The organism is Amycolatopsis sp. NPDC098790 (assembly GCF_044759945.1).
Taxonomy (GTDB): Bacteria; Actinomycetota; Actinomycetes; order Mycobacteriales; family Pseudonocardiaceae; genus Amycolatopsis.
In genome coordinates this window covers 234,595-248,286 of sequence record NZ_JBIWAI010000006.1, presented here as the reverse complement: position 1 = coordinate 248,286, position 13,692 = coordinate 234,595, and the positions used below count along the sequence as shown (strand labels likewise).

Genomic DNA, 13,692 nt, shown 5'->3' with positions numbered 1-13,692 from the left:
TTCCGGGCACGACGGGGAACCCGCCGGTACCGGCGGGGAGGGAGAGGGGGTTGCTTCAGCGGCGCCCGGCCAGGCGGCCGCCGATTTCGACCGCGGCCGCGGCACCGGGCTCCCCGCGGAACCGGCCGCACGGGGTGACCCGGCCGGTCGCCGGGTCGCGGACGGTGAACGTCCGGTCGTCGTGGAGCACCAGCTCGGGGAACACTTCGCCGTCGACGACGAGGCGGTCGGCGGTGATCACGTAGTCGATGGCTCCGTTGCGGTACGTGCCGAAGTCGCCCGGCGGTACCGGAACCTCGCGCGTCCGCGCGGTGGCTTGGGCGGCGCGTGACGGGACGTCGATGCCGAGCTCGGCGAGCTCGGCGGCGAGCGCGTGCCACAGGTCCACGCCGGTGGTGCCGTTGGTGGTCAGCGCGACCACGCAGGCGCCGGCCTGGTCGATCCGCAGGTGGCAGGAGGTGCCGTCGGCGGTGCCGTCGTGGCCGAGCCAGCCGGTGCCGTCGTCGCCGAAGTGCGCGATGCCCAGTCCCCAGCCGTCGGCCAGGCCGAACGGCTCGGCCGCCGGGACCCGCCGGTGCATGTCGGCCGCGGTGACGACGTCGAGCAGGCCCGGCTTCCCGAGGTGGACCCGGCCGAGGGAGACGAGGTCGGCGGCGCTCATCGCGAGCGCTCCGGCGGGGTCGAGCATCGGCGGCAGGATCTGCGCGACCGGCCGGTCGACGGCGTGCCCGGACACGACCCGCGGGTCGTCGACGAAGACGGCGTCGATCTTCAGCGGACGCAGCACGATCGCCTCGGCCGCCTCGCGCCAGCCCATCCCGGTGACCTCCTCGATCACCTCGCCGACCAGCGCGTAACCGAGGTTGGAGTACGAGAAAGCCGTCCCGGGTGGACAGACGGGCGCGGCGCCGCGCACTTCTCTCAGCACCGAGCCGGCGAGGTCGGCCGGGTCGGACGGGAGGCCGCCGGTGTGGCTCAGCAGCCGCCGGGTGGTCAGCGCGGCGGGCAGCCCGATGCCGAGGACGTCGCCGACGGGTTCGTCGAGGTCGAGGTCGTCGTCCGCGACGAGCGCCATCACGAGCGTCGCGCTGACCAGCTTGGTGATCGAGCCCACCGGCACCGCGGACGTGGCGAGCATCGCCCCGTTTTCGTGGTGGCGCCGGACCCCGGTCTGGACCACCGCGGCTTCGTCACCCTGCCACACCGCGAGCTGCGCCCCCGGCACCCGGTAGCGGCGGGCGAGCCCGGTGAGGAGCGCGTCCAGCCGGGCGGCCGGCACCGGCCGGGTGCCTGCCCGCCGGTCGAGGACATCTCTGTCGGACTGCATATGAGCGAACCTTTCGAGCTTCTCGTCGGCCATGCCGGGAATTGCGTGCACCCCGCACCGCACCGTTGTCGTCCCCCGTCAGCCTGCGACTCCGCGCCCGGCTGGAACACTTACGCTGCCGCGCGCACCGTGATCGTCAGTACCGCCAATAGTGGGATTCGATCGGCGCCCGATCCGCATTCACGACCACGCCCCGTCGCGACATTACCGGCACCATTCCGGAAGGTGAACCACCGACGACCGGATCGGATACCACAATCGGGCAGCACGAATCCACAACACGACAAGCGCCGCGCCGACCAGCCGAGCTGCCCTTTCGCCCCTGCTCCCTTCGCCCGAGCTCCCCGCCGTCTCGGCACCTGCGGCAGCGCTGCCGCCGATGCAGTCTTCCCAGCGCCATCGGCTCTCAAACGCCCGAATCGCAGCCGCGCGCGGGTCAAGCGGAGTTCATTTCGAAAAGGATCATCACCACATTGTCGGGCAAGGTCCGGAACTGCGGAGATACGCCCGTTATCCGGCTCGTCAAACCGGATCGCAAGATGGGACGCACGTGCATTCTCGTGTGCACCGAACACTTGCTGGGATATGTGTCACAGGCTCTCAGAATGCGAGAAAAGCTATTTTCACGATCACACGATTGACCTGTAACGAAATCCGGCGACGTATTTTCCCGACTTTCGGCCCTTACCGGGCCCGTCGCAGTGGGGCCACGAGGTGGGCGTACCGCGGAGTCAAGTCGTTTCACGTGCTGAGCAACCGGCGAATGTCGCGTGCTATTGGGCACACGACTCCAAGGTGCTCCGAACGCAGCCAATTCCCGCCAACGCAAGGGATTCAGCGGGTGCCGGGATGAACTCAGCGCACGGCGGAACGCATTCGAACTCGGCACCTCCGGACGCCGACGCCGCGGGCCGTTCCCGCAGGCTGCTTCACACAAGTGTGGGCGGCGCCACCCGCGTTGATCCCGGACCGAGCAAGGCCGCTCGTCACCTGCCAGCCGAGGGCGCCCCTCCCGCACCCGGCACCGCGACCGCCTGAGCGCTACTCCGCGGTCTCGTCCCCGGCAGCAGCCAAGTGGTGCGCGACCACCCGGCGCAGCATGTCCCGGAACTTCCCCTGCTCCGCGTCGTCGAGCGGCCCGAGCACCGCGGCCTCGGCGGCGACGATCGCGGCCTTCGTCTCCTCCAAGCGCACCAAGCCGGCCGCCGTGCCGCGGATCAGCTTGTTGCGGCGGTCCGCTGGGTCGACCGCGCGCTCCACCAGGCCCGCCGCCACGAGGTCGTCGATCAGGTACACCATCACGGTCCGGTCGATGTCCAGCTGCCTGCCCAGTTCGGCCTGGTTGCGCGCGCTGCCGTGGACCGCTCCGCACAGCGCCTGGAAGCCGCGCAGGCCGTGGGGGATCTCCGCCAGTGCGCGCTCCAGCACGGATCCGTGCGCCCGGCAGGTCTGGGCCAGCAGCCAGCCGAGGTTGTCCTCCAGGCCGACGGGCAGCCTGCCGGCCGCGGGGGCGGCAACCGATTCAGTCACCCCCCAAGGCTAGCGCACCCCGGCTTGAGTCAGATAATCTGCACAACAGACGATCTGACCAGAAGAGCATCTGCGTGCGAGCAGGTGCCGATACCGGAGGTCCCTCCCCATGTCCGAACTCGCCCGGCAGGGCGGCAAATCGCGGCAGCTGGCGCTCGTGGTGCTGTGCCTGGCTTCGCTGATGGTCGTGCTGGACGGCACGATCGTGGTCGTCGCGCTGCCGTCGATCCAGTCCGACCTCGGGTTCTCGCCCCCGAACCTCGCCTGGGTGGTGAACGCCTACCTCGTCCCGTTCGGCGGCTTGCTGCTGCTGTCCGGCCGGCTCGGCGACCTCGTCGGACGGCGGCGCGTCTTCCTGATCGGGCTGTTCGTGTTCACCCTGGCGTCGCTGGCCTGCGGCCTCGCGACCGACCAGGTGATGCTGATCGTCTTCCGGTTCGTCCAGGGGACGGGCGGCGCGCTCGCCTCGTCCGTGGTGCTGAGCATGATCGTCACGCTCTTCCCCGAGCAGCGCGAGCAGGGCAAGGCGCTCGGTCTGTTCAGCTTCGTGCAGGCCGGCGGCGCGTCCATCGGCATGATCCTCGGCGGCGTGCTCACCCAGGGCCTGTCCTGGCACTGGACGATGCTGGTCAACGTGCCGATCGGCATCGTCGTGGTGGCGGCGTCGTTCGCCCTGCTCGAGCGCGACCGGGGCGCGGGCCTGCGCGCCGGGATCGACGTGCTCGGCGCGGTGCTGGTCACCGCCGGCGCGATGCTGCTGGTCTACGTCATCGTCGACACCGGGGCACCCGCTCGCCGCTGGTCGCTGTTCGCCGCGGCCGTCGTACTGCTCGTCGCTTTCGTGGTGCGCCAAGCGAAAGCCGCGACGCCGCTGTTGCCGCTCGGGCTGTTCCGCGCTCGCCCGGTGACCGCGGGGAACATCGTCATGGTCCTGCTGGTCGCGGGCATGATGGGCTTCCAGTTCCTGACGGCCCTGTACCTGCAGCAGGTCCTGGGCCTCGACGCGCTGGCGACCGGCTTCGCCTTCCTGCCCACCCCGGTCGCGAACGCGCTGGTGTCCCTCGGTTTCGGCCCGCGCCTGATCGCGAAGATCGGCGCCCGCAAGGTGCTCGCGGGCGGCATGCTGATCGCGGCGCTCGGCCTGGTGCTGCTGGCCAGGGTGCCGGTCGACGGCAACTACTTCACCGACGTCCTGCCGGCGCTGCTCCTGGCCGGTATCGGCATGGGCGCGGCGGTCCCGGCGGTGGTCGGCGCGGGCATGTCCGCCGGCTCACCCGAACACGCCGGCGTCGCCTCGGGCCTGGTGAACACGACGCTTCAGATCGGCTCCGCGATGGGCACGGCGGTCCTCGCCACGGTCGCGGCCACCCGCACGGCCGACCTGGAAGGTTCGGGCACCGCCCGCCTCGACGCGGCCGCGTCCGGGTTCCACCTGGCGTACGTCGGCAGCACGGTGTTCGTGGTGCTGGCGATCCTGGCCGCGGTGGTCCTGGTCCCCCGGCGCTTCGGCATGACCGAGACGCCGGCGGAGGTACGGCCCGAAGTGCAGCCGGAGGCGCACTGACGGCACCCGGCTCACCGGAGCCCCGTCCCCCAGCGGGCCTCCGGTGAGCCTCTCAGCCGCCGACGGCGAAGCAGGGATCGGTCATGGCGTAGACCAGATCGGAGCGGCCGGGAATGCCCAGCTTGCGGTACACGCTCGACAGGTGCTGCTCCACCGTGCCCACGGTGAGGTTCGCCCGCTCGGCGATTTCCTTGTTGCTCAGGCCGGCCCGCGCCATGCTGCCGATCCGGGCTTCGCTGTCGGTGACGGTCGGCGCGTCACCGGCCCGCCTCACCTGCCGCACCGCGGCGCGGGCCCGGTCCGCCCAGATCCCGCTGCCGGCGGCGTCGGCCAGGTCCCGCGCCAGCACGAGTGCCTTTTCCGCCTCCTCGAAGGAAAACCGCCGCCAGAGGAAAACGCCGAGGTCGAAGCAGACCCGCACCTGCTCGGTCCGCGTGGCCCCGTCGAAGATCTTCGCGGCGGCTTCACGCAGGTGCCGGATCCCGGATTCGTCGCAGCGGGAGAGGCCGAGCGCGTGCAGGGCCGTCGCACGGGTCCACGCCGTCCCCCACGCACCGGCGTGGAAGAGTTCCTGCTGCGCCAGGGAAACCGCGAGGTCGCGGTGGTGCAGCGCGGAAGCGCACAACGCTGCGGGCGACCGCCAGCGCACCACGGCCGGGTTGAACACACCCCAGTCGCCGAGGGCCCGGCCGCAGGTGAGGAAGTCGTCGAGGCCGCTGTCGAACCGGCCGGTGGCGAGCGCCAGCGCACCCCGCGCGGCCAGGATCGCCGTGCGGTCGCCGTCGTCGCGGATCGGCCCGAGCAGGCCGTGGACGTGCAGCAGATCGGTCGCCTCCACGACCTCGCCGAGTTCCACGAGGACCTCGACGAGCCAGGCGACGGCGAGCCGTCGGCAGGCGCCGCCCGCTGCGGCTTTCGCCAGCAGGATCGCCGCTTCCCGTAGCGCGCCCGTCCGGGCCAGGATCCGCCCGCGTACGAGCGCCAGCACGTCGCGGCGCTCGGCGGTGCGCGTCCAGAACTCCGAGGAAGTCGCCTCCGCGCACGCCCGCTCGGCCCCCGCCAGCTCGTCGGCGTAGATCAACGTCATGAGGGCGCACCGGAAGGAGGTGACGTCGCGGCCGCCCGACTCCTCCAGCGAACGCATGGCCAGCGCGACCGCCTCCGACCGGCGCACGCCCCGGTTGGCCAGCATCAGCGCCTCGGCCGCGCGGCCGCGAGCGCCGGGCGGGCTCGCCCGCTCGTCACCCGGCTCGCCCGTCCCCGGTCCGCCGGGCAGGTAGACCAGGCTCGGCAGGGCCGGGGCGCGGCCGACGCCCGGTTCCGGTGCCTGGCCGAGAACCTCCCGCACGACGTCGCCGGCAGCGGCCCAGCGGGCGTGGTGGGCGAGTTCGGCGCGGCGCTCCCCCGCGGCCGTGATGTAGTGCCCGTCCATGACGAACGGTCCCTTCTGTGACGATGACCCAGGGCGGACCGCGCCCCCGCTCACGTGCCCGCACTGCTCGGGCGCGAAGGGTTCGCCACACTGCGAAAGGGGGCACGTCGGTGGAGATCGCGTCGGCTGGACGGCCGCGGCCGCGCCGGCCAGGGCTCAGCGCGCGGAGCCCACGACCTCGAAGCACAGTTCGGCCGACGAAGGCAGCTCGCGACGGCCGGATATGCCCAGTTTCCGGTAGATCGACGAAAGGTGGAACTCGACGGTCCGCCGGGCCAGCGAGAGCTTCTCGGCTATCTCGTCGTTGCTGTAGCCGGCGCTCGCCAGCTTCAGGACTTCGCTCTCCTGCCGGCTCAGCTTCTTCGGCTCGACCACGAGGCGCAGCGCCGCGGCCGCTTCGCCTTCCCAGTAGCGGTCCCCGCACTCGCGGGCGACGACGACCGCGCGGCGCAGCTGCTTGCGGGAACCCCCGGTGTTGTTGCGGTCGTGCAGGAGCTTGCCGTGGATGGTCAGCGCACGCGGCAGTTCCCGGCGTGCGTGGGCGAGTTCCAGGAGGCTGATGGCCTCACCGGCCCGATCGGCCGCGTAGCTGCCGCCGTGGGCCAGCGCGGTGACCGAGAGGGCGCGGCCGATACCGGCGGGCGCACCCCACTTCCGGGCCGCCGCGAGTTCCTGGCACCCCAGGGTTTTCGCCAGTTCGACGTCACCGCAGGCGAGCGCGGCGAGCGCCGCCGGGGCCCGCCACGGGACGACCGCGGGGTTCGTGACCCGCCGGGCGGCGAGGTCACGGCCACAGGCGCTGTACTCGGCCAGCCCGTCGGCGAACCGGCCGCCGGCGACCGCGATCGCACCGCGAGCCGCGTGCAGCTGGGCGCGCCCCGGTGTCGATCCCGGCAGCGGCCCGGCCAATTCCCGGTCCGCCACCAGGATTTCCGCCGCCTCGACGCGCCCGAGCCCGACCAGGGACTCCGCGAGCCAGGCCACCGCGGTGGCCAGGGTGGCCCCGCGCGGCTCCGACGCCAGCACTTCGCCGTAGTGCGCCAGCGCACCCTCCGGGTCGCCGACGACGTGGCAGATCCGGCCGCGCACCAACGCGAACACCTGCCCGGCGGCCGGCGAGCCGCGCCAGTGCGCCATCGCCGTCAGCCGCGAGCAGTGCTCGTCCGCCAGGGGCAGGTTGTCCGAGGCGACGAGGGTGAGCAGCGCCTGGCCCGCGCAGCCCAGGTGCCGGAGGCAGTCCGGTTCGGACAATGCCTGCTCGGCGAGGGACACCGCCGGGACCCAGTTCACCCCGCCCGCCGTCAGCCGAGCGGCTTGCGCGGCCGCGCAGTCGCCGTACGCCGGGTGCGGGCATTCCCCGCCGTCGGCGCAACCCGAATGCCCGAACAGCTGCCCGAAAAGCACCGGCCCGGTCCGGTGACCCGCACCGGGGTGTTCCCCCATTGTCGGCCGGACGGCGCGCGAAGCGTGTTCCCGGCGTCTCGGCCACGGCACGTGCCGGATACCCCCGGGAATCGCCCGAACCGGGGAAATCGCCGCCGAAGACGCCTCGAACAATGCCTCCACCTGGTCATGGCCGCAAGTCATGAGCCCCCTCCCCTGTGGCCGCCGGAGCACACCCGGCGCCCGGCTTCCGGGACGGGCGAAAGGGGACGAACTCACCACACCGCGCCCCCCGCGCCAACCTATCCCGGCCTCGGTGGGAATATTACCAGCAGCCGACTGGAGTGTCCATCAGGTGACGGCCACAATGCATTTCGCGGAGCGCAAAACAATAACGCCAATCGGTTGACAGAAACACGCCGGGTGCCGCGCGGAACAGACGGATCGGCGGTTGCGGCGCGCGCTCGCCGATGGTAACCGCGCCCGCGGCTACTCCCTCACGCGGACATCCCGCCGTCGACGGCGAGCGCCGCGCCCGTGATGAACTTCGCCTCGTCGCTGAAGAGGAACGCGGTGAACGCGGCGACCTCGCCGGGCTCGCCGACCCGGCCCACCGGGGTGTGGGCCGCGGCGTCGGCGACGATCGCGACGCGGTCCACGTGCCCGCTGGTCGAGGTCAGCGCCGGGGTGTCCACAGGGCCCGTCACCAGTGCGTTGACCCGCACCCCGTGGGCGGCGAACTCCAGTGCGGCAGCCTTGGTCAGGCCCACGACCCCGTGCTTCGCGGCCACGTACGCCGACGCACGGGGCGTGCCCCGCACGCCGAGCAGCGACGCGTTGTTCACGATCGCGCCGCCGCCGCCCGCCACCAGTGCCGGAATCTGGTGCTTCATGCCCAGGTAGACGCCGCCGAGGTTGACCTCGACCTCACTCCACCAGTCGGCGGTGTCGATTTCGGTCAGCAGCCCCTTCGCCCCGAGGACACCCGCGTTGTTGAACACGCAGTCGAGGTTCCCGTAGGCGCTCAGCGCGCGCTCGACCAAGGCCGCGCAATCCGATTCCGCGGTCACGTCGCACCGGGCGAAGAACGCGGTTCCGCCCTTTTCCCGGATCACCGAAACCGTTTCTTCGCCCGCTTCTTCGTTGCGCCCCGCGACCACGACCCGCGCGCCGTCGGCCGCGGAACGCAACGCCGTCGCCCGGCCCATCCCGGACGTCGCACCGGTCACCAGGACCACCTTCGAACAGAGGCTTCCGGTGGTGACCATCGATCGTCTCCTCCACAGGGGAAAGCGGCGCCTCAGAAATAGGTCGTATTGGGCTCCAGACCGCACAGGTGCCTGCCGTACAGCTCGATGTTCGTCTGCGGATTGAAGAACCCGTGCAGCAGCATAGCGTGGATATCGCGGTGTATCCGGGTGATCGGCACGCCACGGAAGACGGAAGACCCGCCACTCGCCGAAGCCAGGATTTCCACCGCCTGCTTGCCCAGTTGGCCCACCCGGCCGATCTGCACGCGCGAGCGGATGCGCTCGGCGACGGTCCACGGTTCGCTGGCCGCCGTCTTCGCCGACACTGTCGCGGCGAAGCCGTGCGCCCGCGCCTGCGCCTCCTCGACCAGCATGGCCGCCTCGCCGACCTGGAGGTGCGTCACGCCGGCCTCGCGCTGGCTCGTGTGGTCGGTGTAGCTGATGCCCCGCCCCGGGAGCCGTTCCAGGAAGCTGCTCAACGCGTACTCCGCCGCCCCGAGCAGGACCCCGACCATCGCGACGGTCGCGGTGACCGGGATCGGGACCTGGTAGAGGCCCTTGGCCGAGTTCGCCGCCGACCGGCACGGGTTCGCCGCGAACTCGGCGGCGTCGATGATGTGGTGGTCCGGCACGAACACGTCGTCCGCCACGGTCGTGACGCTGCCGGTGCCCTCCAGCCCGATGGTCTGCCAGTCGTCGCGCAGGTCCAGGTCGGCCATCGGCATCAGCGCGAACACCCCGCCCTCGCCGCCCGTCCGGGCCGCGCTGAGCTTCCAGTGGCTGTGCCGCGCCCCGCTGGTGAAGGCCCATTCCCCGGTGATCCGGTAGCCGCCGTCGACCCGGGTCGCGGTGGCGGTCGGCGCGCCGCCGCCGCAGACCCGCACGTCCGGCCGGGCGAAGACCTCGTCGAGCACCTCGTCGGCCCACAGGCCGGTCATCCAGTTCTGGAGGGAGTAGACGGCGACGCAGAAGGCCGCCGAAACGCTGCCCCGCGCCAGTTCCGCGTGCACCTCGACGAGGGTGCGCGCGTCGGACTCGTACCCGCCGTACTGGCGGGGCGTCTGCATCCGGAAGAGGCCCGCCCCGGCGAGTGCGTCGAGCACCTCGTCCGGGAGCCTGCCGTTTTCGTCGATCCAGAGCGCCCGCTCGCGCAGCAGCGGGACCAGCTTGGCCGCGCGTTCCACGAGCTCTTCCCTGGTCGGGACTTCCGTTTCCGACATCGGTCTGCCTTCCGTTCGAACGATCAGGACAGGGCGGCCGCTTCGCCGAGCAGCTCAGCCTGGCGGTGCCAGCCGCCGGTGAACGGCACGCCCACCACGCGGGTCGCGCCCGCGGCCGCGAACGACGCCAGCGCCTCGGCGGCGTCCTCGGCGCCGCCGGTCAGCACGGCGGCCCGGGCGGCGGCTTCGGAGACGCCGTGGCCGGCGATGATCCGGACCTGCCGGTCGACGTCGTCGGCGGGTACGTCGCCCAAGGCCAGCCCGACGGTGATCACCACGCCCGGCGTGGGGACGCCGGCACGCCCGGCCGCCTCGGCGATCCCCGGCAGCGCGGCGAGGACGGCGGACGGCGCGTCGATGCCCGCCATCCAGTCCCCGCCGAAGCGCAGGCACCGACGCACGGCGGGGGCCCGGCCGCCGAACAGCAGCGGCGGCATCGGGGCACCCGGCGACAGCCGCACCGGCTCGCCGTCGAACACGCAGGGCTTGCCCCGCACCAGATCCGGCAGGACCGCGAGTGCGTCGTCGGTCCGCCTGCCGCGGGTCCGGTGGTCGAGCCCGGCCGCGCGAAAGCCTTCCCAGCCGTGCTTCTCGTCGCCCACCCCGATCCCCAGCTGCACGCGGCCGCCGGAAAGCTGCTGCAGGCCCGCGATCTGCTTCGCCGCCCAGGCGACCGGACGCTGGCTCAGCACCATGACCGCGAAGCCGAGGCGGATGCGCTCGGTGGCGGCCGCGGCGGTCGCCAGGACGAGGGTGCTGTCCAGCATCGGGGCGACCGCGGACACGAGCTGGTCGCCGGTCCAGAGCGAGCCCAGCCCCGCGGCCTCGGCGTGCCGGGCGTCCCGCGCCAGTGCCTCTCCGGGGTGCTCGGCGTCCGCGTGTCCGTACCCCAGTGCTATCCCGACTTCGAGCATCCGTCGTCCTCCCTGCTCGCGGCGACGAGCGTTCCGGTGATCCAGTGGGCGTCGCCCGCCACCAGCGCGGCGACGACGTCGGTCAGCCGCGCGTTCCCGGTGCCGCCGGGGATGACGTGGTTGACGGTGATCCCGCGCGGCCCGAGCCGGCGGGCGAAGCCCTTCGCGAGCGCCTCGGCCGCCGCGGCGGCGACCTCCGCGGCGACGGCGTCTGTTTCGTCCGCGTCGGGGGCGATCGTGACGATCCGCCCGCCGTCGGGCACGAGCGCGAGCGCCCGGTCGACGAGCCGGAGCGAGTCGGCCGTCGTTCCGCTGGTGACGAGAATGTCGAGCGTTCCGCCGAACGTGTGGCCCAGCTCGCGGACGAGACCGGCCACGGCGGCGGGATCGCCGAGGTCCGCCCGCACCGCGAGCGCCCCTCCCCCAGCCGCGGCGACGACCTCGTCGGCGGCTTCCTTGTCCTCGGCCCGTTCCCCGGAGAAGTGCACCGCGACGCGGGCACCCCGGCCGGCCAGCCGCAGTGCGACCGCCCGGCCGGGCCCGCGCCCGGCTTCGGTGACGAGCGCGGTCCTGCCCGCCAAAGGCGTGTGAGCGGCCCGCGGCGAGCCGAACCACCGCCGCAGCGCGGATTCCGCGGGCACGGGCGTGCCGGACACCCAGGCGACGTGTCCGTCGGGCCGCACCAGCACGGCGGAGGGCAGATCGGCAACGGACCGCGCGGCGACGACCCGGACGCGTTCGCTCCAGGCACCGGCGAGCCGGCGCAGGGTGGAGTGCTCACCGGGGCCGGCGACGAGACCACCGCGACCACCGGCGAAACCAGGCTGGTCACCAGAAACCCTCGAGCCGCCCGAACCGGCCGAACCGTCGCCGTCGCCGTCGCCGAGCAGGAGCAGCAGTCCGCGTCCCTCTCGCAACAACGTCGCCGTCTCCACCGGGCCCGATGCCGTGACCAACTCCCCCGGTGGCAGGCGCCCGCCCACCACCTCGGGCAGCCCTTCGGCGAAGTCGTAACGGACGTCCAACCCCGTGACCATCCCGGCGAGGCGGGCCTGGGTCGCCGGCTCCGCCATCAGCTCGGCCAGCACCGACCGCAGCGGCTCCACTTCCGGCCCCCCGAACAGCAAGCCGGCCTGGGCGGCGATGTTCGCGAGCGTCCGCGCGCCCGCCGGGTGGCGTTCGGTGTGGTAGCTGTCGAGGAGTTCGTCGGCCGCGCCGGCCACTCGGGCCGCCAGTTTCCAGCCGAGGTTCGCCGCGTCCTGGAGGCCGAGGTTGAGCGCCTGGCCGCCGATGGGCGGCTGGCGGTGCGCGGCGTCGCCCGCGAACAGGACCCGGCCGTCGCGGTAGCGGGACACCTGGTCCACCGCGTCGTCGAAAGCGTTGACCCACAACGGTTCCCCGGCCCCGATGTCTTCGCCGGTGACGCGCCGCCACGCGTCGGCGAGCTCCCGGAAGGCCGGTTCGCCCCGCCGCCGCGACAGTGGCCTGCCGAACTCGCGGACCATCACGCGCGTGACGCCGTCGGGCCGCCGGGCCGCGATCGCGAGCCCGCCCGGCAACCGCTGGAACCGGCGGTCCGGCACCTCGATCCCGGCCACGTCGCCGCGGAGCAGCTCGCAAGTGGCCTCACGGCCGGTCGTCCGCGCTCCGGTGAGCCGCCGCACGGTGCTCCGCTCGCCGTCGCACGCCACGACGTAGTCCGCCCGCAGCCGGATCCCCGCCGCGCCGACCTCGACGCCCTCGCCGTCCACGACCAGCGTGTCGACCGCGTGCCCGCGGCGGACGTCCGCCCCGAGGCGCCGGGCCCGCTCCTCGAGCACCTGCGCGGTCCGCGCCTGCAGAACCTTCCACTGCCCCGGGTACGGGCCGGGCAGCGTCAGGTCGAGCGGCAGGCCGCCGAAGTGCCCGCGCGGGTCGCACGGCGGCCGCCCGAGCGCGTCGAGCAGGCCTCGGCTGTCGAAGATCTCCATCGTGCGGGCGTGCAGGGTCGACGCCCGCGACTCCGCCGACGGCTCGGCCAGTGCCTCGAGCACGACGACCTCCGCGCCGCCGAGCCGCAGTTCGCCGGCGAGCAGCAGCCCGACCGGTCCCGCGCCCACGACGACGACCTGCGTCCGCCCGGCGGTGCTCACCGGCCCGCTTCGGCGTGGGACTTGGCGTGGTTCAGGGTCGCCGTGCTGTTGGTGCTGAGCGCGTCCCGCACCAGCTTCTTGGCCGTCTCGACGTCCATGCCGTCGGCGAGGTTGTCCGGGTTGAGCACGACGGTGTGCTGCGACGAGGCCAGCACGCCCGGCCCGCTCTCGCGGAACGTCCAGTACCCGGTGTGCAGGGCCATCAGCGCGGGCAGGGTGACCTGCTTGTAGGCGATCTTGTACGCCGGGAGGCACACCCGGTAGGACTTCGTGACGTGGGTGGAGCCGTCCTTGGCCCGGGTCTCCATCTCCAGCGTCTGCAGGCCGGGGGCCGGCTCGTCGAGCCGGACCGAAGCCACGTGCGGCAGCCGCTCGGCCCAGCGGTCCGCCTCGTTGACGAAGTCGAAGACGTCCTGCGCGGAAGCGTCGATCCGGACGGTGTCCTCGAACGAGAACGTCAGCTCCTCCGCCCGTGTGGCCGCCTCCAGGTTGGCCTTCAACGCGGCGAGTTCACTGCGCGAGTTGGTGTCGACGGCCTTCGCGATCCCCGCCAGGTCCGCCGGGTCGTCGTCGATCGCCCGGTAGTCGTGCAGCAGGCGCAGCCGGCACGCGGCCTCGCCGCGCGGCTCGATCACCCACGCCCCGCCCATCGACGCGATCGGCGGCGGCGAGACCTCCTGCCGGAACTCGATCCGCAGCGCGGCGGGATCGAGTACGCGGCGCGAGACCCAGTTCCGCACTTCGCCGTTCGCGGTGGCCCAGATCCGGATGCGCTCTTCGGTTTCGCCCCGCTCGACGTGCTCGACGTGGATGGTCGGCGGGAAGATCCGCGGCCAGTTCCCCACTTCGGCGATCAGCCGGTAGACCGCGGCGGCCGGGGCGGCCACGGTGATCTCGTGCTCGACTTCGCTGCTGCGACCGACACCGGTCATCGTCTTCG

At 72.8% G+C, this 13,692-nt stretch carries 10 protein-coding genes; 1 reads left to right on the top strand and 9 read right to left on the bottom strand.

Annotation, left to right across the window (positions count from 1 at the left end):
* Positions 1 to 55: 55 nt before the first annotated feature.
* The gene (locus tag ACIQWX_RS38360; RefSeq protein ID WP_400881885.1) at positions 56 to 1,327 is read right to left on the bottom strand and encodes a serine hydrolase domain-containing protein; all 1,272 of its coding nucleotides are present in this window, start codon (positions 1,325 to 1,327) and stop codon (positions 56 to 58) included.
* 1,041 nt (positions 1,328 to 2,368) lie between these two features.
* The gene (locus tag ACIQWX_RS38355) at positions 2,369 to 2,857 is read right to left on the bottom strand and encodes a MarR family winged helix-turn-helix transcriptional regulator (RefSeq protein WP_400881883.1); all 489 of its coding nucleotides are present in this window, start codon (positions 2,855 to 2,857) and stop codon (positions 2,369 to 2,371) included.
* 109 nt (positions 2,858 to 2,966) lie between these two features.
* Here ACIQWX_RS38355 and ACIQWX_RS38350 point away from each other — a divergent pair, with 109 nt between their 5' ends.
* Positions 2,967 to 4,421, top strand: a complete 1,455-nt coding sequence (locus ACIQWX_RS38350) for an MFS transporter (RefSeq protein WP_400881881.1) — start codon at positions 2,967 to 2,969, stop codon at positions 4,419 to 4,421.
* A 52-nt stretch (positions 4,422 to 4,473) separates the two neighbouring features.
* On the opposite strand, the gene ACIQWX_RS38345 is transcribed toward ACIQWX_RS38350, so the two are convergent.
* From ACIQWX_RS38345 to ACIQWX_RS38315, 7 genes are all read right to left on the bottom strand, one after another.
* On the bottom strand, positions 4,474 to 5,853 hold the full coding sequence (locus ACIQWX_RS38345) for a LuxR C-terminal-related transcriptional regulator (RefSeq protein WP_400881879.1): 1,380 nt from the start codon (positions 5,851 to 5,853) through the stop codon (positions 4,474 to 4,476).
* Between the two features lie 156 nt (positions 5,854 to 6,009).
* Positions 6,010 to 7,257: a LuxR C-terminal-related transcriptional regulator gene (locus ACIQWX_RS38340; protein ID WP_400881877.1), complete on the bottom strand. Its 1,248-nt coding sequence runs from the start codon at positions 7,255 to 7,257 to the stop codon at positions 6,010 to 6,012.
* Positions 7,258 to 7,733: 476 nt separating this feature from the next.
* The gene (locus tag ACIQWX_RS38335; RefSeq protein WP_400881875.1) at positions 7,734 to 8,504 is read right to left on the bottom strand and encodes a glucose 1-dehydrogenase; all 771 of its coding nucleotides are present in this window, start codon (positions 8,502 to 8,504) and stop codon (positions 7,734 to 7,736) included.
* Positions 8,505 to 8,536: 32 nt separating this feature from the next.
* Complete coding sequence (locus ACIQWX_RS38330; protein ID WP_400881873.1) at positions 8,537 to 9,706, bottom strand: acyl-CoA dehydrogenase family protein; 1,170 nt, start codon at positions 9,704 to 9,706, stop codon at positions 8,537 to 8,539.
* Between the two features lie 23 nt (positions 9,707 to 9,729).
* Complete coding sequence (locus ACIQWX_RS38325) at positions 9,730 to 10,620, bottom strand: LLM class flavin-dependent oxidoreductase (protein ID WP_400881871.1); 891 nt, start codon at positions 10,618 to 10,620, stop codon at positions 9,730 to 9,732.
* The gene (locus tag ACIQWX_RS38320; RefSeq protein ID WP_400881869.1) at positions 10,602 to 12,752 is read right to left on the bottom strand and encodes an SDR family oxidoreductase; all 2,151 of its coding nucleotides are present in this window, start codon (positions 12,750 to 12,752) and stop codon (positions 10,602 to 10,604) included. The genes ACIQWX_RS38325 and ACIQWX_RS38320 overlap by 19 nt, the downstream gene beginning before the upstream one ends.
* Positions 12,749 to 13,684 (bottom strand): aromatase/cyclase, encoded by a 936-nt coding sequence (locus ACIQWX_RS38315; protein ID WP_400881867.1) that lies wholly within the window; start codon positions 13,682 to 13,684, stop codon positions 12,749 to 12,751. The genes ACIQWX_RS38320 and ACIQWX_RS38315 overlap by 4 nt, the downstream gene beginning before the upstream one ends.
* Between the last annotated feature and the right edge of the window lie 8 nt (positions 13,685 to 13,692).